Source organism: Streptomyces sp. DG1A-41 (assembly GCF_037055355.1).
In the GTDB taxonomy this organism is placed as follows: domain Bacteria; phylum Actinomycetota; class Actinomycetes; order Streptomycetales; family Streptomycetaceae; genus Streptomyces.
Genome location: NZ_CP146350.1, coordinates 701549 through 719814 on the forward strand (window position 1 = coordinate 701549; position 18266 = coordinate 719814).

Below are 18266 nucleotides of genomic sequence, written 5' to 3' on the forward strand. Positions count from 1 at the left end.
CCGGCCGTCCGTCGAGTTCCGTTTCGCACAACCTATTCCTCCCCGCGGCGAACTCCCATGCGCCGCCAGCGGACGCCCAGGTGGCCAACTCCTGGCAACCCGCCCGGAACTCGGCCTTTACACGATCGGAGCCCTGTCCGGCGCCCCTTTTTGCCGAGTTCGCTCGCATTGGGGATACCCGGTCACTGCGGACACGGAAAACAACCCTCTTATCGGTCTCCCCAACCAGCACATCGTGGGCTTAACTTATGTGCCATGACCTCCCCCCGCTCCACCTATGGCGGCGGCTACTACTCCGCCTCCTTCCCGGACACCCCGATCTACGACAAGCTCGTCGCCGAGCGGGGCACCCCGCAGATCGCCCCGATCCGGGTCCCCGCTCAGTACGACATGCCGGCCGGCAACCTGCCCGCCCTCCCGTCGGCGCTGCCCGCTCTTCCGGCAGCCCCGTCCCAGCCCGCCTACGGTTATCCGCAGGCGCCGCAACCCGCCCCGCTCCAGCAGGCCCCCGCGGCGTACATCCCGCAGCAGGCCACCGCACCGCGCGGCTATCCCGGCCCCCAGCCGCAGCAGCCGCGCCCGGCGGCACCCGCCGCGGGCTACGAGGCGATGCGCCCCGCGGCTCCCCGGCCCGCCCAGGCTCCCTATCAGGACCCGTACAACAACCAGCAGTACCGCGGTTACTGAGCCGCCCGCCCAGGGGCTGTCGGTGCCGGCTGGCAGGATGGCCCCATGGGGAACGCACACCTGCACTCGATCCACGTCCATCCGGTCAAGGCGGTCCGGGGCCTCGCGCCCCGGGAGGCCGTCGTGGAGCCCTGGGGGCTGGCCGGAGACCGGCGCTGGGTGCTGGTCGACGACGGGGGAAAGGTCGTCACGCAACGCCGGCAGCCGCGCCTCGCACTGGCCGCCGCCGCGCTTGTGCCGGACGGCGGCGTCCGGCTGTCCGCACCCGGCATGGAACCCCTGACGGTGCCCGTTCCCCGGACGTTGGGCACGGTGCCGGTGGAGATCTTCCACGACAAGGTCGACGCGGTCCCGGCCGAGGACGAGGCCGCGCACGCTTGGTGCAGCGCCTATCTCGGCATCGGCGTGCGTCTCGCGTACATGGACGACCCGGCCACGCGCCGGCCCGTCGACCCGGAGTACGCGCGTCCCGGCGAGACCGTGTCCTTCGCCGACGGCTTTCCGCTGCTGCTCACCACGACGGCCTCGCTCGACGCCCTCAACGCCCTGATCGCGCAGGGTGATCACGCGGACGAGGGCCCGCTGCCCATGAACCGCTTCCGGCCGAACGTGGTCGTGGCGGGCACCGACGCCTGGGCCGAGGACGGCTGGTCGCGTCTCGCCATCGGGGACGTGTCCTTCCGCGTCGCCAAGATTTGCGGACGGTGCGTGGTGACCACCACCGACCAGGGCACGGGCGAGCGCGGCCGCGAGCCCCTGTACAGCCTGGGGCGGCACCGGCGGCTCGGCGGCAAGCTGGTCTTCGGACAGAACCTGGTGCCCCTGTCCGGGGGCACGATCCGGGTGGGTGACCCCGTCAGGATCCTCGAGTAGCCCGGGCCGGAGGTCGGCGCCCCGGTGCGGGAACCGCCCCATGGGCCCGGGCGTTGGCCTTGTGTGAGAAGTGCATGAGAGTCGCCGGTGAGGGGTGATTTCGCTCTCTCTTCGCCGACTTGGCGCGTGGACGGCTCCGCCGGGGGTTATCACGGAGCGGGAAGGGGGTGCAGGCGGTGCGAGCGATCAGCGGACTCTGGCGCTGGCGGCGCAACCCGCTGTGCCGCGCGACCGATCTGGCCGAGGCCTGGGTGGCGCTGGCCGCCCTCGTGCTGATCCTCCTGGCCGCCCCGGTGGCCGGTTCCCTCGTCGGGGGCGCCGCCCAGGACGCCCTCCAGCGCTCCGTCCGCGAACAGCACGAAGCGCGGCACCTGGTGACGGCCACAGTGGTCCGCAAGCTCGACCGCTCCCCGCTGGACGCCGACCCGGAGACCTCCACGGGCCGGGATCTGCGCAACCGCGTCCTCGCCGACTGGACGGCACCGGACGGCACCGACCATCAGGGCCCGGTGCTGGCGAGCCTCAAGGACCCGCAACAGGGCGACGAGTTCCGGATATGGACCGACGGGCACGGCCGGATGGTGGCCCGCCCCCTCGACTCCGCGACGGCATCGACGCACGCGGTCCTCGCCGGCTTCGGCGCGGCCCTGGCGGCCGGTGGTCTCGTCGAGGGCGGCAGGCGGCTGATCGTCTGGCGCATGGTCCGCCGCCGGTACGCCCGTTGGGACCAGGCATGGGACAAGGCGGGCCCGGACTGGGGCAGGACGGGCACCGGCAGCTGACAGCCTTCCGGCTCTGGTCAACCCACCACCCGCGCGCACGCTACGGTGGTCCGGCCGAACCGTTCGGCACAACCCGCGCGCGAGCGAGCATGAGGGACGCGCCGGTGTCGATGCCGCGTACGCGCAGGTCCGAGAGGCCCGGCACGGTCGCGGTCCCGACACCGGTCGGAGCGCCCCGAAGGCGAACGAGCCATCAGTACGACCGAGGTGGGGGCACAGCTACACCATGGCACAGGGCACGGTCCAGGTGACGCACACCGGCACGTCGCGGTGGCGGCGCCGCACGGGTGAGTACGCATCGCTCGCCGCTGCCCTCGAGGCCGCGGCCGACGGAGACGTCCTCACGGTCGCCCCCGGCACCTACCGGGAGAACCTCGTCGTGCAGCGCGCGGTGACGCTGCGCGGGCCCGAGGGCTCCCCCGGCTCGGTGCGGATCGCGCCCATGGACGGCGTGCCGCTGACCGTGCGCGCCTCGGCGGTGGTCCAGGACCTGTACGTGGAGGGCCAGGACGCTGCCGCTCCGGCGGTCCTGGTGGAGGAGGGCACTCCGGAGCTGAGCAACGTCCGGGTGGTCACACGGTCGGCGGCCGGGATCGAGGTGCGCGGCAGCGCCCGGCCCACGGTCCGGCGCTGCGCGGTCGACAATCCGGCGGGCGTCGGCATCGCCGTACTCGACGGTGCGGGCGGGGTGTTCGAGGAGTGCGAGGTCGTCGCGGCCGGCCAGGCGGGCGTGGCGGTGCGCGGTGGCGCCCATCCCCGACTGGAGCGCTGCCGGGTGCACCACACCTCGGGCTCGGGCCTGTCGGCGACCGGGGAGAACTCGGCGCTGGAGGCGGTGGGCTGCGAGATCTACGAGGTCCGGGGCAGCGGTGTGCAGATCACCGGCCGGGCCACCGCGCACCTCACCGACTGCGATGTGCACCGCACGACGGCCGACGGTGTCACGCTCGACACGGACGCCGTGCTGACGCTCGCCGACTGCCGTATCCACGACATCCCGGAGAACGCGGTCGATCTGCGTTCCCGCTCCGTCCTGACGCTGACCCGCACCACGGTGCGGCAGTTCGGGCGCAACGGCCTGTCGGTGTGGGACCCGGGTACGCGCGTGGACGCCAACCAGTGCGAGATCTTCGACAGCACGGGCGACTACCCGGCGGTGTGGGTCAGCGACGGCGCCACCGCCGTCCTGGACTCCTGCCGGGTGCACGACGTGCCGGACGCCCTGTTCGTGCTCGACCGGGGCTCGCGCGCGGACGTCGTCGACAGCGACCTGTCGCAGGTCCGCAACACGGCCGTGTCGGTGAGCGACGGTGCGACCGCGCAGCTCGACGACTGCCGGATCCGGGACGCGGCGACCGGCGCCTGGTTCCGCGACCACGGCAGCGGCGGCACTCTCAGCAACTGCACGCTGGACGGCACCCAGACCGGCGTCATCGTCACCAAGGGCGCCGACCCCACGGTGGAGCGCTGCACGATCGACTCACCCGCGGAGGCGGGGGTGTACGTCTCGGCCGGAGGCCGCGGCAGCTTCCACAACTGCCGGGTGACGGGCAGCGGCGGCTACGGCTTCCATGTGATCGACGGCAGCCGTACGACGCTGCGCAAGTGCCGCACGGAGCGATGCGCGCGCGGCGGCTACGAGTTCGCGGACAGCGGCGCGGACGCGGCGTCCGGGGCGGGCCCTCTGGTCGAGGACTGCACCAGCGACGAAAGCGCGGGACTGCGGGCACCGACGGCGCGGGAGACGGCCGTGCAGACGGTGAGTCACTCCCCCGGCCTGCTGGGCGCGGTCCCGGGGCAGCGCACCGAACCGGAGCCCCCGGCCCCGGCCCCGGTCGCGGAGCCCGAGCCGCCGGCCCGCACCTCCAAGGACGTCCTCGGCGAACTGGACGCGCTGGTCGGCCTGGAGAGCGTCAAGCGCGAGGTGCGCGCCCTCACCGACATGATCGAGGTCGGCCGGCGCCGGCAGCAGGCGGGTCTGAAGGCGGCGTCGGTCAAGCGGCACCTGGTCTTCACCGGCTCCCCCGGCACGGGCAAGACGACGGTCGCGCGGCTGTACGGAGAGATCCTCGCGTCCCTCGGTGTGCTGGAGAAGGGCCACCTGGTCGAGGTGTCCCGGGTCGACCTGGTGGGCGAGCACATCGGCTCGACGGCGATCCGCACGCAGGAGGCCTTCGAGAAGGCGCGCGGCGGTGTGCTGTTCATCGACGAGGCGTACGCGCTGTCCCCCGAGGACGCGGGCCGCGACTTCGGCAAGGAGGCCATCGACACGCTGGTGAAGCTGATGGAGGACCACCGGGACGCGGTCGTGGTGATCGTCGCGGGCTACACGGCCGAGATGGAGCGCTTCCTGTCGGTCAACCCGGGTGTGGCGTCCCGGTTCTCACGGACCATCACCTTCAGCGACTACGGCCCCGAGGACCTGCTGCGGATCGTGGAGCAGCAGGCCGAGGAGCACGAGTACCGGCTGGCGGCGGGGGCGGCTCAGGCCCTGCGGAAGTATTTCACGCACCTCCCGAAGGGCCCGGCGTTCGGCAACGGCCGGACCGCCCGGCAGACCTTCGAGGCGATGGTGGAGCGCCACGCGAGCCGGGTCGCCCAGCTCCCCGAGCCGAGCACGGACGACCTGACACTGCTCTACGCGGAGGACCTCCCCGAGCTGCTCTGAGGATCCGCCCCCGGACGTGGTGCCGGCAGGCCTGGCCGCAGCCGGGCCAGCAGCTTGCGGCGCTCCTCGGCGAACGCCGGGTCCGCCTGGTAGTCGGAGTGGCCGAGGATCGGCGCGGGCAGCGGGTGCAGGTCGGTGCGGCCGTAGGAGAGGGGGTCCGGCAAGGGCACGTGGTCGACCCCGTCGCCGGGCAGGCGCACCGGGCCGCCGATGGGGTCGGTGAGCCGGTACAGGTTGCGCCAGCAGTCGACCTCCCGGTGCAGGGAGCTGAGCGCGGCGGGGCCGAAGTGCGCCGGGAACCAGCGGCCGTAGAGCCGCTCCAGCGGGGAGCCGTACGTCAGCAGCGCGACGCGTCTGCGGGTGGACGGCGCGAGTTGCCAGGCCGCGGCGGCGGCGAGCACGCTGCCCTGCGAGTGCCCGGAGATGACCAGCCGTCCGCCGGTGACGCGGGTCCAGGTCGCGATCCGCCAGGTCAGGTCGGGCACCGCGCGCTCGGCGTAGCAGGGCGGGGCGAAGGGGTGGGCGGCGCGCGGCCAGAAGGTGCCGACGTCCCACAGGATGCCGATGGTGCGGCGGGCGGCGGCGTCCTTGTAGGCGCGCCTGCCCCAGGTGACGAACAGGATGAAGCCGAGACCGATCAGCCAGGAGCCGAGGGCCTGGGCGGTCTCGGCGGTGCCGTGGACGACGGGGTAGGTGCCTCGCGCCGCCTCGCCCGGTGTCTCGTCGGTGGTCAGGGCGCCCACGAGGGCCCCGGCACCGAGAAGCAGGGTGACACCGGAGGTGACCGCGACGATCCGGGGTCCCCGGTCGGTGAGGGAGGCCATCGCGCGGGTGTAGGCGATACGGCGGGTGCGGGCGCGGTCCTGGGCCTCGTCCGGGTAGTCGCGGGCCACCGCCTCGCGTTCGGCGCGGGCGAGCTGCCAGGCGCGGTGGGCCAGCCAGCCGAAGAGCACCAGGAGCACCACGATCAGGGGCGGGATCACGGACGCCTGCCAGGTCAGCAGGACCGGCGGGCCGTCGATCGAGGTGCCGGTGCCGTCCAGCCAGTCGGACACGCGCTGCGACACGCCGCCGGACATCACTCCGCCCAGGGCGCAGGCCAGCATCGCGACGGCCGGTCCGCCGAGGCCCCGCAGCACGGCCCGCCGGTCGGGGTCGGTGCGGTGCAGCGCGTGGGCGACGCCCGCGAGGACGATCACGAGCAGGCCCTGGACCAGGGCGAGACCGCCGAAGGTGGCGTCGCCCGGCAGCCGTCCGGCCGACTCCCAGCCGGGGCGCTCCCATCCCGCGTACAACAGGGCGAGGGCGAGCAGGACGAGGGCGGCGAGCGGCAGGCGTCGTACGAAGCGCTCGTCGAGTTCCCGGTCGAGGCGTCTCTCGCTGCGGCCCCGGCGGCACACCACCCACACCACGGCGACCGCGCAGGCCGCGAGGGCCGCCTCCAGGAGCAGGCCCAGGGTGTTCAGTACGGCGGGGCCGCCGGGCTCGCGGTCGTGGCGCGCTGCGGCACTGGCGACCGCGGCGGCGACCGTGACCAGCCCGGCGGCGGTGTGCGCGGCACGGAACCGGGCCACCAGCCGGCGTCCGTACCAGAAGCCGGGCCGGCCCAGCGCGGTCGGGCCGTCGCCGTCCTCGTCGGTCTCGGGGTCGCGGGCCGGCGGCTGCTGGGACTCGTAGTCGCTCCAGGTGCGCCGGGACAGGTACCACAGCAGAACGGTCAGGGCGGTCGGGACGAGGGACGCCAGGGCGAGCCTGCGGCCGGGGCTGCTCCACCAGCCGCCGTTGGAGACGGTGGGCGAGAGGAAGCCCAGCCAGGAGTGCCGGTCGGCGCACGCGCGCGTGCCCGCGCACTGCCAGGCCACCAGGTCGAGGGCGACCTCGCAGGCCGCCGCGACGAGCAGCACCGTCAGGGTGAGCCCCGCGAGCCGCACCAGGAGGCCGTACAGGCGCACGGTGCGGCGGCGGCCCCGGACGTTGGGGCGCATCCAGTGGGCGAGGTTGACGACCATGAACGGCAAAAGCAACAGCCACAGGGCGCGGGTGCCGTTGCCGGAGGTGAGGTTGCACCAGACGTAGGCCTCGGGCACCGGCCCGTCGCTGGGGCGGTCGTCGGGGCTGGTCTCCGCGTCGACGTCGTCGGCGCGCCGGAAGACGGCCGCGATGTCGTCGCCAGTGATCCGCACGGTGCGCGGATCGTTGAGCATCTCCTGCGGCGTGGTGCCGCCCACACCGTGGACCAGGAGTTCCAGGGCGGTCCCGGTCTCACCGGGCCGCCGGGCGGGCTGGTCCGGCCCGCCGGTCGACGCATGTTCCCGCGCACGTTCCACTGATTCGCACTTCCCCCGTGACACGCCGTCGGCTCTGTTCGTGCGGGCACAAGGATCTCCACTTCTGCGGCGCCGCACACCTCCTGTCACGGAATCTCCCCGATCCGTAACACTGCTGAGCGACGGGTGAGGCCTCAGGTGGCATGTCCGCGACGAACCGTCAGTGGCGCCGTCGGCTCCCCGACATGCGAGGATGGGGCGTCCGCGCACCGGAGCCGGGGGAGAATGTCCTGGTTGGGGCAGGTGTGCTGGACCTGACGGACGACATTGAGGCGAAAGGACCGGAGCGTACGTGAGCGAGAATCAGAACCTCCTCGCGGAGCAGCGGCGATCCCTGATCCTCGACGAGGTCCGCCGCCGCGGCGGCGTCCGGGTCAACGAGCTGACGCGCAAGCTCGGCGTGTCGGACATGACGGTCCGCCGCGACCTCGACGCGCTCGCCCGTCAGGGCGTGCTGGAGAAGGTGCACGGCGGCGCGGTCCCGGTGGTCGAGGCGAGTACGCACGAACCGGGCTTCGAGGCCAAGTCGGGGCTGGAGCTGACCGCCAAGGAGGACATCGCACGGGCCGCGGCCAAGCTGGTCGCGCCGGGCGCGGCGATCGCCCTGTCCGGGGGTACGACGACGTACGCGCTGGCTCAGCAGCTGCTGGACGTGCCGGACCTGACGGTGGTCACCAACTCGGTGCGGGTGGCCGACGTCTTCCACGCGGCGCAGCGCACCTCGGGCCCGCGGCAGGGCGCTGCCACGGTCGTACTGACCGGCGGTGTGCGTACCCCGTCCGACTCGCTGGTGGGGCCGGTCGCCGACCAGGCGATCGCGGCGCTCCACTTCGATCTACTGTTCCTCGGGGTGCACGGCATATCGGTCGAGGCCGGCCTGTCCACGCCGAACCTCGCGGAGGCGGAGACGAATCGGCGGCTCGTGCAGTCGGCCCGGCGGGTGGTGGTGGTCGCCGACCACACCAAGTGGGGCAAGGTGGGCCTGAGTTCGTTCGCCTCGCTGGAGCGGATCGACACGCTCGTGACGGACGCCGGCCTGCCGGACGAGGCGCGCGGGGTGGTCGTCGAGCATCTGCGACGGCTGGTGGTGGCCGGGGAGCCCGAGGTAGAGGCAGACATCTGACGGGCCGCCAGCTAGGGTGACGCTGCCGGTCAACGCCCGCTCCCGTACCAGGAGGGCTTCGTCCATGGCTCACCGTCTGCGCCCTGTGGGGCTCGACTTCGTCGGGATCGCGCCCGTGCGGCACGTCTTCGCGCGGGAGGTCTCCGCTCCGGTGGAGGCCGTCTACCGCGCGCTGGAGGACGTGCCCGGCTGGGTCGACTGGTTTCCCCAGGTGACGGCCGCCCGCCCGGTCGACGACGGGAAGGGGCGCGACATCCGGCTCGTGGGAGGTGTCCGGTTCCGGGAGTCGATCATCGCGGCGGAGGAGCCCGAGGTGTACGCCTATCGCGTCGACGTCACCAACGTGCCCGGGGTGCGGGCGATCGCCGAGGAGTGGCGGCTCGCCCCGGCCGGTACAGGGACCCGGGTGCGGTGGACGTTCGCGACCGACGGGACGGCGTCGTACCGGCTCGCCATGAAGCCGGTACGGGCGGCTCAGGCCATGGCCTTCCGAGACGCCGTCACGGCGCTGGACCGCAGACTGGCGGCGTCGTAGCACCGCGCGCAGGCGGGCCCGGCGTGTCGTCTCAGTCGGGCCAGACGCCCGTCTTGAGCAGCGAGTCGATCGCGGCCGTGTACGGCTCGATGTCCAGCCCCTGGGCGGCCAGCCAGGTGTCCGAGTAGTACTTGTCGAGATACCGGTCCCCCGGGTCGCACAGCAGCGTCACGACGCTTCCCCGCCGCCCCTCGGACACCATCTCCGCGACGATCTTCAGCGCGCTCCACAGGCCCGTGCCGGTCGAGCCGCCCGCCTTGCGGCCGATGGCGCGCTCCAGTGCCCGTACCGCGGCGACACTGGCCGCGTCGGGCACCTTCATCATCCGGTCGATCGCGCCAGGCACGAAACTCGGTTCCATACGGGGCCGTCCGATGCCCTCGATACGGGAGCCGCAGTCGCAGGTGACGTCCGGATCGCCGGTGGTCCAGCCCTCGAAGAAGCACGAGTTCTCGGGGTCGGCCACGCAGACGCGGGTGTCGTACTGCAGGTAGTGGACGTAGCGCGCGAGGGTCGCGGAGGTGCCGCCGGTGCCCGCCGTGGCGACGATCCACGCCGGCTCGGGGAACCGCTCCATCCGCAGCTGCCGGAAGATGGACTCGGCGATGTTGTTGTTGCCGCGCCAGTCCGTGGCCCGTTCGGCGTAGGTGAACTGGTCCATGTAGTGGCCGCCGGTCTCGGCCGCGAGGCGGGCGGACTCCTCGTACATCGTGCGGGGGTCGTCCACGAAGTGGCACCGGCCGGCGTGGAACTCGATGAGACGGATCTTCTCGGCGCTCGTGGTGCGCGGCATGACGGCGATGAAGGGCACGCCGATGAGCTTCGCGAAGTACGCCTCGGAGACGGCCGTCGAGCCGCTGGAGGCCTCGATCACCGGGCGGTCCGGCCGGATCCAGCCATTGCACAGGCCGTAGAGGAAGAGGGAGCGGGCGAGCCGGTGCTTGAGGCTGCCGGTGGGGTGGGTGGACTCGTCCTTCAGGTACAGGTCGATGCCCCACCGCTCCGGCAGGGGGAACTGGAGCAGGTGTGTGTCGGCCGAGCGGTTGGCGTCGGCCTGGACTCTGCGGACGGCTTCTTTCAGCCACGCACGGTAGGCGGCGTCGCTGTGGTCGACGTCGAGGGTCACGCCGGTCCGGGTCTGCTGGGGAGTGCTCACGAGGGGGCTCCTAACGCTGCGCGCCGACGACGCGTCGCGCGGCCGACACCCCGATCATAAGCACCTTGCGCACGCTTCTCACCTGCATAAACGCACCTTTGAGCCCCCCAAAGCGCCCCCTGGGGCAGGGCCCGGGGCAAGGGGGCGCGCGGTCCTGGGGGCGCCCTTGCGTGTGTGCTCCGGGCGCCCCCAGGAGAGGGGGTCCGCTGTACTGGTGCTCGACGCCGGGTGGGGGCAGACTTCACCGCGGGACCGGGGCCGAACGGGGTACCGGCAGGGGTACGGGGCACCAACCGGAGCAAGCCTCCGGACGGGGGCACACTGGATCAGGACACGAGCCTGTGCCGGATACCGCACGGAGCGGGGCCGGCGCACCGACGCGCACAAGGGGGCGGGTGGCATGGCGGAGCCGGAGTTCAGGGCCACGGGCGTGCGGATCGGGAAGCGGCTGCGTTCGCTCACCCGGGCCGGGCAGGTCCGGATCAGCGACGGCCGGCTCGAGCTGCTGACCAGTTACGGCAGTGAGATCGACAGCGCGCCGGTGCAGGCGGTGCGCGCATCCAAGCCCTGGTTCGGCCCCGATGACCGGGCCACGGCGGATCTCAACGGCAATCGGTACCTGCTCACCCTGGGCGAGCACGACCCCGCTCCGGGCGAGCCGGGGCCGCCCGCCGCACGGCGCTTCATCGAGGCCGTGCGCAGGGCGGCGGGGCGCGGCGACTGAGGTGTCCGCGAGTTGCGGTACCCCACCCCCTGCGTCACTCTGTTCTCACGTCACTCTGGGTTTACCGGCGATAACGCTGCGAACCAGCCCGCCGGCCACGACAGCGGGCGGCAGTGTCAAGAAGGCGCCCTGCTGGATCCGAACTCCGTGTTCTTCCGGACCTCACGTCGGGGAGTCGCAGCCGTGATCAGCTACCCAAGCAGGCACTGCACGGTGGAGCTCCAAGCCCTGCCGTCGCGGATCGGCCAGGTCCGCAGAATCGTCTCTGCGCAGTTGCGCTACTGGCATCTGGACGCCCTGATCGACCGGGCCTCGCTCGGTGTGACGGAGCTGTTGTCCAACGTCCACCGGCACGCCCAGCCCGACAAGACGTGCACCGTGGAGATAGAGCTGCTGCTCGACCGGCTCACGGTCTCGGTGCGCGACCACGACCCGCGGATGCCCGTGGTGGACGACGCCGAGCCGCTGGCGACCCGCGGACGCGGGCTGGCGATGGTGGCCGCCATGAGCGAGAGCTGGGGCGTCCGGCCGGACGGCGAGTCCGGCAAGATCGTGTGGTTCACCCTTCCGACGTCCTCCGCCGCGGTGGCGGCGCCGTCGCGCCGGGCGCGGCGCACCGTCCCGGAGAAACCCGCGCGCAGGTTCGCGGAGGTCGGGCACACCGCCGACGGGCTACGGCCCGAACACGCTCCCGCCCGGTCCGCCGTTGCCGGTTGACCGGGCGGTGACCACCGTCCGAACGGCGGCTGCCGCCGGGTGAGGTGCGCCGCCGGGCGTACCTCACCCGGCGGCGACGGCCCCGCTCGGCGTGCGTCCGCCGCCTTCTCGGCGTCGCAGATTCCGGCCGGGGCGAACGCGTCGCACCCGGACGCGCTTCACGCACCACCGCCCTTGGCCGTGCGCCCGAACTCCTCGTTCAGCACGGACAGCCGGCGCCAGTACTCGTCCTCGTCGATCTCGCCGGAGGCGAAGCGGTGACCGAGGACGGCGATGGGCGAGTCGTTCTCGACCGGGGGCTGCCGCCAGGGGCCGCCGCGGCGGCCGCGCCACACGGTGCGGCGCAGCAGCATGATGCCGCCGCCGATGACCAGTGCCCAGATCACCGGGAAGAACAGGATCCACGGGCCGGGGCCGCCGTCGCCGTAGTTCGCCAGGGTCTGCATGTCGTTCAACTCCTCGGGAGCGTTGCCGCGATGTCCTGCCTGTCGCTCCCGAGCGTCGCCCCGCGAGGGGTTCCCGGTCGTCGTACGGCCAGCGGCAGTGTGCGTACCCCGTAGGGAGTAGGCGGCAGGGCCGAGGGGCTCCCAGGCCTCGACCACTGTAACTACTGGTATGTACAGTGAGGGCATGAGCACCTCGGAACGGCTGATCGACTCCACCCGCGAGCTGCTGTGGGAGCGCGGCTATGTGGGCACGAGCCCCAAGGCGATCCTGGAGCGCGCGGGCGCCGGGCAGGGCAGCATGTACCACCACTTCAAGGGCAAGCCCGACCTCGCGCTGGCCGCGATCCGGCGGACCGCCGAAGAGATGCGGGCGACAGCCGCGGGGGTACTCGACGGCCCGGGAACGCCGTACGAGCGCATCGAGGCGTACCTGCGGCGCGAACGGGACGTGCTGCGGGGCTGCCCGATCGGCCGGCTGACCATGGACCCGGACGTGATTGCCAGCGCCGAGCTGCGCGCCCCGGTCGACGAGACGCTCGACTGGGTCCGTGGGCGGATCGCCGGGATCGTCGAAGAGGGCAAGGAGCAGGGCGAGTTCGGGCCCTCGCTGGACGGCGAGGAGATCGCCGCAGCGGTCGTCGCGACGGTCCAGGGCGGTTACGTCCTCGCCCGCGCCTCCGGCTCCCCCGCCACGTTCGACGCGGGTGTGCGGGGCCTGCTGTCCCTACTGGCGCCCCGTCCCTCCTGAGGAGACCTGCATGCACGCCACGCAGTACGAGCTCACCCTGCCCGCCGACTACGACATGGGCGTCGTCCGCGGCCGGGTCGCCCGCTTGGGGCATCTGCTCGACGACTGGGACGGGCTCGGCCTCAAGGCCTATCTGATGCGCGAGCGCGGTCTGCGCGGCTCGCCGGTCAACCAGTACGCGCCCTTCTATCTGTGGAACACCGTCGACGGCATGAACGCCTTTCTCTGGGGCGACGGGTTCCAGGGGCTCAGTGACGACTTCGGGCGGCCGTCGGTTCGGCACTGGACGGGGCTCGCGTACGAGGAAGGGGCCGGTTCGCACGCTCGGTTCGCGGTACGGCGGCGCCAACCCGTCCCGGCCTCAGGGCTGTTGGCCGAGGCGGTGGAGGACGCGGTGCGGGAGGCCCGGCGGCTGGCGGCGGAGGACGGGGCCCTGCTCGCCGCGGCCGCCGTCGACACGAGCCGCTGGGAACTGGTGCACTTCTCCCTCTGGGAGCACGACACCTCCAAGGCGGACGGCGACATGTTCGAGGTGCTGCACCTGTCGGCACCGGGCCGGGACCGGCTGCCCCGGGGGCGCCGGTGGTGAGCGCGGTCCGCACGGTGCTGGGGGACGTACCGCCCGCAGAGCTGGGCGTGTGCGACGCCCACGATCACCTCTTCTTCGGCAGTCCCCGGCTGCCCGGCCAGGAGCTGCGCAGCGTGGCGGCGGCGCGGGCGGAGCTGGTCGCGTTCCGGGAGCAGGGCGGCGGTGCCGTGGTGCAGTGGACGCCGTACGGGCTCGGGCGGCGGGCCGCCGATCTGCCGCCGCTGTCCCGGGAGACCGGGGTGCACGTGGTGGCGGCGACCGGGCTGCACCAGGCCGTCCACTACGACGAGGACACGCTCGCCGGGCTGCGGGGCCGGCTCGCCGACGTCTTCGTCTCGGAACTCACCGGGGGCATCGGGGTGTCGAGTGTGCGGGCGGGGCTCGTCAAGGTCGCGGGCGGCTTCCACGCCCTGGACGCGCACGCCCGCTGGACGATGACGGCGGCGGCCGAGGCGCATCACGCCACGGGCGTGACCGTCGCCGTGCATCTGGAGCTGGGCACCGGGGCGCTGGACGTACTGGACCTGCTGTGCGGGAAGTTGGGGGTGCCGCCGCATCGCGTGGTACTCGGGCACCTGAACCGCTCCCCCGACCTCGTGGTGCACCGGCAGGCCGCCGAGTCCGGCTGCTATCTGGCTTTTGACGGGCCGTCACACGCCCACCACGCCACGGACTGGCGGATGCCGGACGCGGTACGGGCCCTCGCCGACGCCGGGTTCGGCGACCGGCTGCTGCTGGGCGCGGACACCACGACGGCCGCCGCCCGCTCGGTGGGCGGCGGCCCCGGGATGCCGTATCTGCTGCGCCGGGTACGCCCGCGGCTGGTCCACGCGGTGGGCGAGGACCTGGTGAGGCGCATCCTCACGGAGAACCCGGGCCGGGCGTTCGCGGTGGAGTGGCGCTGACGGCCTGGGCCGCCGGTCTCAGCCCATGGCCTGGTCGTTGTCCTTCAGCTCTCCCCAGCCGTGCCAGCGGTCGACCTCGATCCAGGCGCTGACCCGGGCCCGGACACGGTTCGGGTAGGGCTTGCCGGTGTAGTGCCGGGCGAGCAGGTCGATGTCGGCCAGGCCTTTGTCGTCGTACATCTCGGTGACGCGGCCGATGAGGGTGACGTGGGTGTACCAGTTGTCGTCGGCGAGGACGGTGAGGGTCACGCGCGGGTCGCGGCGCAGGTGCTTGAGGCGGACCCGGCCCTCGTCGAGGTTGGTCAGCACCCGGCCGTCCTTCCACAGGTACCAGGTGGCGGTGGAGACCGGTGCACCGTCGGAGCGCAGCGTGGCCATGACGCACGGGTTGGGCCGGCGCAGCAGGGCATCCGCCTCGGGCGGCAGCGGCGGCTTGGACATGGGGGAACCTCCCGGATGATCAGGCGGACGGGTTGTCGTCGAAACTGGCGAAGTAGGCGGCGGCCATGTCCTCGTCGCCATGGCCCTGGGCGGCGGCACGCTCCATGCGGGCGGCGGCGGCTTCGGCCACGTCCAGGCGGACGCCGTGGCCCGCACCGGCCTCGACGATGAGACGGGCGTCCTTGGCGGCGGTGCTCACCGCGAACTGGGGCGGTGTGAACCGGTCTTCGAGGACCAGGCCGGACTTGGCGCGCAGATAGCCCATGTCGAGCGGACCGCCGGCGATCAGGTCGAGGAAACCGTGCGGGTCGACGTCGAGGGCCTTCGCCAGCGCCAGGGCCTCACCTGCGGCGGCCGTGACGGCGAGGACCCAGCTGTTGGCGACCAGCTTCAGCCGGGTGGCGCCGCCGGCCGCCCCTTCCTCGCCGGCCCACACGGTACGGGCGCCGACGGCGTCGAAGACCGGCCTCACCGTGTCCCGGCTCTCGACGGGGCCGGCGGCGAGCACGGTCAGCTGTCCCGCTTCGGCGGGCTGGCGGGTGCCCAGGACGGGCGCGTCGTAGAAGACCAGGCCGTGCTCGCGGGCGAAGGCGGCGAGGTCGCCGATGGCCTCGACGCCGGCGGTCGTGGACTGCACCCATGCGGCGCCGGGGCGCAGGGCGGGGGCGGCCTGGCGCATCGTGTCCAGGGCGGCGGGGCCGTCGTAGAGCATGGTCAGGACGACGTCGGTGTCCCGGACCGCCTGCGCGGGGGTCCCGGCGATGTGCACGCCCTCGGCGGCCAGCGGTTCGGCCTTGGCACGGGTGCGGTTCCAGGCGTGGACCGTGTGCCCGGCGCGTGCCAGGTTGCGGGCCATCGCGGCGCCCATGATGCCGGTGCCCAGGACGCTCACGGTGAGCTTGTCGGTCATGACGTCAACTTCCTCGTTCGTACGGTGCGGGCGTGCCGCCTGCGGTCCAGCCTGCCCGCTCAGGCGCGAGCCTTCCCGGAAGCGGCGCGGACAAGCCCGTCGAGCCGTGCCTGATGGACGTTGAGCATCGGAGCCGGGGTCTGCCGGGCCAGTTGGGCGGCGGGGCGGCCGATCCGGGGCTCCCGGGTGAGGACGGCTGGGGCAACGGCATAGGCTGAGTCGATCATCGTCGAAGGGGGACGTTCGTGTCCGGTCCAGTCGTACTCGAGGTGGCGCAGTGGCAGGGGTCGGGTGCCTCTACGGCCCGTCGGTTGCGCAGCGGGGCTGCCTGGCTCGCCGAGCTGGTACCCGCGGGTCGGCGGCGTACGGTCACGCTCGACAGCGGCGGCGGCAACTCGAGGGGCGGCGTACGGAACGCCGATGTGCTGGAGCGCCATCTGCTGGCGGTGCGCGCGGCGTTGGCCGAGGTCCCGCCGGGCGAGTGGACGGTGACCATCGGCGGCGACTGCGCGGTCGACCTCGCCCCGGTCGAGGCCGCGCTCTCGGCCTTCGGGGACCGGCTGGCGCTTGTGTGGTTCGACGCGCACGCCGACCTCAACTCTCCGGAGTCGTCGCCTTCCGGAGCCTTCCACGGCATGGTGCTGCGCGCACTCATCGGCGACGGGCCGGAGGGCCTGCGGCCCACGCGGAGCCTGTCGGCCGACCGCGTGGTACTGGCGGGCGCGCGGTCACTGGACCCGGGTGAACAGGATCTCGTCGAGAGTCGCGGCATACGGCACCTCGGCGTCGAGCAGCTGGCAGAACCAGGGACACTCCTGGCCGCTGTGCGCGCCACCGGCGCCGAGGCCGTATACCTCCATATCGACCTCGACGTCCTCGACCCGCAGGTGTTCCCGGCCGTCGGCACGCCCGAGCCGGGCGGACTCGGCGTAGCGGAGCTGCTCGCGGCAGTGCGGGCACTGACTGAAGAGTTCACCCTCGCCGGCCTCGCGCTCACCGAGTACGAGCGGACGGCAGCCGCCGGCGAGGAAGAGGCGGTACTGCGGCGGATCGTCGACGGACTGTTCGAGGAGGAACGACGCTGAGCATCGAAGCCACACGGCCCGGGCCAAAGCGCGTCACCGGTCACCAGAGCGGCGGTGCCCGGCTCAGGTCACCGAGATGTCCACGGACGGCCGCAGCTTCGCCGCCGCGGCCAGGGCCTCGTGCACCGGGTGGGCGGCGAAGGCCGCGAGCAGGGCCGTGTCCGCCGGGTGGTCCGCGGCCGGGTAGGCGATCTGCTCGTAGGCGGCGTGGAAACGCGGGCCCCAGCGGCGGGCGCCGAGACGGGCCGTGCGGGAGCAGTTGTCGACCATGTACGCCACGTCCCGGGCGTGCATGTACGGCAGCAGGGAGTCGACGGCCTCGATGACGGACTCGTTGACGATCTCCGACCAGGGGTGCCCGCGCTCGGCGAACTCGTCGATCTGGGCGGTCATGGTGGCGACGAACACACCGGCGGTGAACGGGTCGACGGGCAGGTCGTGAGTGCCGCGCCGGGCCCGCACCCGGTCGCTCACCGACCACATCGGGGATCCCCCGATCCGGCTCATCGGCCGTGCGCCGAGCCGTTGTTCGGCGAGGACGACGCTGCGCAGTTCGGTGCCGTCGGCGACCTCGTCGTAGATCTCCGCGACGATCTCGCGTGCGGGGGCGTAGGTGGCCGTGTACGCCCGGTCGAAGACGTCCCGGCCCACCTGGTCGAGGCCCTCGCGCACGGCCCGCAGTCCGGCCCGCGAGATGGTGCGGGCGATCGGGCCGGTGACGTTCTCGCAGGACCGTTCGTACGCCGTCGCCTCGTCGTCGCCGGCGAGTCGGTAGCGGGTGTGGAGGCTCTCGACGATGCCGTGGACGGCGCCGAGCAGGATCGCGCGCTCCCCGACGATGTCCGAGCGGTACTCGCTGTCGAGCGTGGTGCGGAAGGTGTAGGGCGAGCCGAGCGCCACGGACCAGCCGAGCGCCAGGTCGACGGCCCGTCCGTCGGGGTCGGCGTGGACGGCGAAACTGCTGTTGATCCCGGCGCCGTTGACGTGCGCGCCCTGCTCGTAGAGCCGCCGCACCGAGTCGCCCATGCCCTTCGGGCACACGGCGATCACCCCGTGTTCCGGCGGGAACTCGCCGCCCGTTTCCCGCAGATGACCGAGCAGGAAGCCGTGCGAGAGGCCGATGACGGCACCCGGCCGCAACGCGGCGAAGATCTCCGGGTGATGTGCGGCGAGCGCGGCGTCGGCGATCAGCAGGATCACCAGGTCGCTCTCCCCGGCGACCGTGAGCCAGTCGCCGAGCGTGCCGTCCTCCTCCGTGAAGCCGTGAGCGCGGGCGTCGGCGCGGGAGCCGGAGCCGGGGCGCAGTCCGACGGCCACCCGGATGTCCGTGCCGGCGAGGGAGTCGCGGAGATTGAGGGCCTGGGCCCGGCCCTGGGGTCCCCAGCCGATGACGCCGATGCGCCGGATGCCCGCGAAGGCCTGCGGGAGCAGCGGGAGGAGGTGCCGCCCGCCCCGCAGGACGGTCTCGGTGCCGCCGGGCACGTCCATCGTGTCGAGGGTAAAGACGCGGGAGGTGTACGTGGTCGTCGAGGTCATGGTCGAGTTGTAGG

Annotated in this window: 19 protein-coding genes; 12 read left to right on the forward strand and 7 right to left on the reverse strand. The window is 73.0% G+C overall.

All coding sequences use genetic code 11. From position 1 onward, the window contains the following. Positions 1 to 255: 255 nt before the first annotated feature. The 4 genes from V8690_RS03355 (at position 256) to V8690_RS03370 (ending at position 5010) form a co-directional block, all read left to right on the forward strand. The gene (locus V8690_RS03355) at positions 256 to 687 is read left to right on the forward strand and encodes a DUF6643 family protein (protein ID WP_338775795.1); all 432 of its coding nucleotides are present in this window, start codon (positions 256 to 258) and stop codon (positions 685 to 687) included. Between the two features lie 45 nt (positions 688 to 732). After that, on the forward strand, positions 733 to 1560 hold the full coding sequence (locus tag V8690_RS03360) for an MOSC N-terminal beta barrel domain-containing protein (RefSeq protein WP_338775796.1): 828 nt from the start codon (positions 733 to 735) through the stop codon (positions 1558 to 1560). Between the two features lie 176 nt (positions 1561 to 1736). Continuing rightward, a complete protein-coding gene (locus V8690_RS03365) occupies positions 1737 to 2342 on the forward strand; it encodes a hypothetical protein (protein WP_338775797.1) in 606 nt (201 codons plus the stop codon). Positions 2343 to 2568: 226 nt separating this feature from the next. Next, positions 2569 to 5010, forward strand: a complete 2442-nt coding sequence (locus V8690_RS03370; protein ID WP_338775798.1) for a right-handed parallel beta-helix repeat-containing protein — start codon at positions 2569 to 2571, stop codon at positions 5008 to 5010. On the opposite strand, the gene V8690_RS03375 is transcribed toward V8690_RS03370, so the two are convergent. Beyond that, positions 4980 to 7337 carry a hypothetical protein gene (locus V8690_RS03375; RefSeq protein WP_338775799.1) on the reverse strand — a complete coding sequence of 786 codons (2358 nt, stop codon included), beginning with the start codon at positions 7335 to 7337 and terminating at the stop codon, positions 4980 to 4982. The two genes, V8690_RS03370 and V8690_RS03375, sit on opposite strands and share 31 nt — an antisense overlap. A 292-nt stretch (positions 7338 to 7629) precedes the next feature. On the opposite strand from V8690_RS03375, the gene V8690_RS03380 reads away from it, so the two are divergent. Further along, positions 7630 to 8460 carry a DeoR/GlpR family DNA-binding transcription regulator gene (locus V8690_RS03380; RefSeq protein ID WP_338775800.1) on the forward strand — a complete coding sequence of 277 codons (831 nt, stop codon included), beginning with the start codon at positions 7630 to 7632 and terminating at the stop codon, positions 8458 to 8460. Between the two features lie 64 nt (positions 8461 to 8524). Next, the gene (locus tag V8690_RS03385; protein WP_338775801.1) at positions 8525 to 8995 is read left to right on the forward strand and encodes an SRPBCC family protein; all 471 of its coding nucleotides are present in this window, start codon (positions 8525 to 8527) and stop codon (positions 8993 to 8995) included. 31 nt (positions 8996 to 9026) lie between these two features. On the opposite strand, the gene V8690_RS03390 is transcribed toward V8690_RS03385, so the two are convergent. Next, positions 9027 to 10151, reverse strand: coding sequence for a PLP-dependent cysteine synthase family protein (locus tag V8690_RS03390; protein WP_338775802.1), 1125 nt, complete (start codon positions 10149 to 10151; stop codon positions 9027 to 9029). A 400-nt stretch (positions 10152 to 10551) separates the two neighbouring features. Here V8690_RS03390 and V8690_RS03395 point away from each other — a divergent pair, with 400 nt between their 5' ends. Next, positions 10552 to 10875, forward strand: a complete 324-nt coding sequence (locus V8690_RS03395) for a hypothetical protein (RefSeq protein WP_274814279.1) — start codon at positions 10552 to 10554, stop codon at positions 10873 to 10875. A gap of 183 nt (positions 10876 to 11058) precedes the next feature. Further along, positions 11059 to 11592, forward strand: a complete 534-nt coding sequence (locus V8690_RS03400) for an ATP-binding protein (protein ID WP_338775803.1) — start codon at positions 11059 to 11061, stop codon at positions 11590 to 11592. 158 nt (positions 11593 to 11750) lie between these two features. Here the strand turns inward: V8690_RS03400 and V8690_RS03405 are convergent, their stop codons facing one another. Further along, the gene (locus V8690_RS03405) at positions 11751 to 12038 is read right to left on the reverse strand and encodes an SHOCT domain-containing protein (RefSeq protein WP_338775804.1); all 288 of its coding nucleotides are present in this window, start codon (positions 12036 to 12038) and stop codon (positions 11751 to 11753) included. A 169-nt stretch (positions 12039 to 12207) separates the two neighbouring features. Here V8690_RS03405 and V8690_RS03410 point away from each other — a divergent pair, with 169 nt between their 5' ends. From V8690_RS03410 to V8690_RS03420, 3 genes are read left to right on the forward strand one after another with little or no spacing between them, the layout of a single operon-like run. Further along, positions 12208 to 12786 (forward strand): TetR/AcrR family transcriptional regulator, encoded by a 579-nt coding sequence (locus tag V8690_RS03410; RefSeq protein WP_338775805.1) that lies wholly within the window; start codon positions 12208 to 12210, stop codon positions 12784 to 12786. Between the two features lie 10 nt (positions 12787 to 12796). Continuing rightward, positions 12797 to 13375, forward strand: coding sequence for a DUF4865 family protein (locus tag V8690_RS03415; protein WP_338775806.1), 579 nt, complete (start codon positions 12797 to 12799; stop codon positions 13373 to 13375). After that, positions 13372 to 14280 carry a phosphotriesterase gene (locus tag V8690_RS03420; RefSeq protein ID WP_338775807.1) on the forward strand — a complete coding sequence of 303 codons (909 nt, stop codon included), beginning with the start codon at positions 13372 to 13374 and terminating at the stop codon, positions 14278 to 14280. Before V8690_RS03415 ends, V8690_RS03420 begins: the two co-directional genes overlap by 4 nt. A gap of 18 nt (positions 14281 to 14298) precedes the next feature. Here V8690_RS03420 and V8690_RS03425 read toward each other — a convergent pair whose 3' ends face one another. The 3 genes from V8690_RS03425 to V8690_RS03435 are packed head-to-tail and all read right to left on the reverse strand — an operon-like array spanning position 14299 to position 15858. Beyond that, complete coding sequence (locus V8690_RS03425) at positions 14299 to 14721, reverse strand: PPOX class F420-dependent oxidoreductase (RefSeq protein WP_338775809.1); 423 nt, start codon at positions 14719 to 14721, stop codon at positions 14299 to 14301. Positions 14722 to 14740: 19 nt separating this feature from the next. Continuing rightward, on the reverse strand, positions 14741 to 15631 hold the full coding sequence (locus V8690_RS03430) for an NAD(P)-binding domain-containing protein (protein ID WP_338775810.1): 891 nt from the start codon (positions 15629 to 15631) through the stop codon (positions 14741 to 14743). Between the two features lie 59 nt (positions 15632 to 15690). Beyond that, positions 15691 to 15858: a hypothetical protein gene (locus V8690_RS03435; protein ID WP_338775811.1), complete on the reverse strand. Its 168-nt coding sequence runs from the start codon at positions 15856 to 15858 to the stop codon at positions 15691 to 15693. 18 nt (positions 15859 to 15876) lie between these two features. Between V8690_RS03435 and V8690_RS03440 the strand changes: the two genes are divergently transcribed. Beyond that, a complete protein-coding gene (locus V8690_RS03440; RefSeq protein ID WP_338775812.1) occupies positions 15877 to 16716 on the forward strand; it encodes an arginase family protein in 840 nt (279 codons plus the stop codon). 63 nt (positions 16717 to 16779) lie between these two features. Here the strand turns inward: V8690_RS03440 and V8690_RS03445 are convergent, their stop codons facing one another. Then, positions 16780 to 18252, reverse strand: coding sequence for a ketol-acid reductoisomerase (locus tag V8690_RS03445; protein ID WP_338775813.1), 1473 nt, complete (start codon positions 18250 to 18252; stop codon positions 16780 to 16782). Positions 18253 to 18266 lie beyond the last annotated feature (14 nt).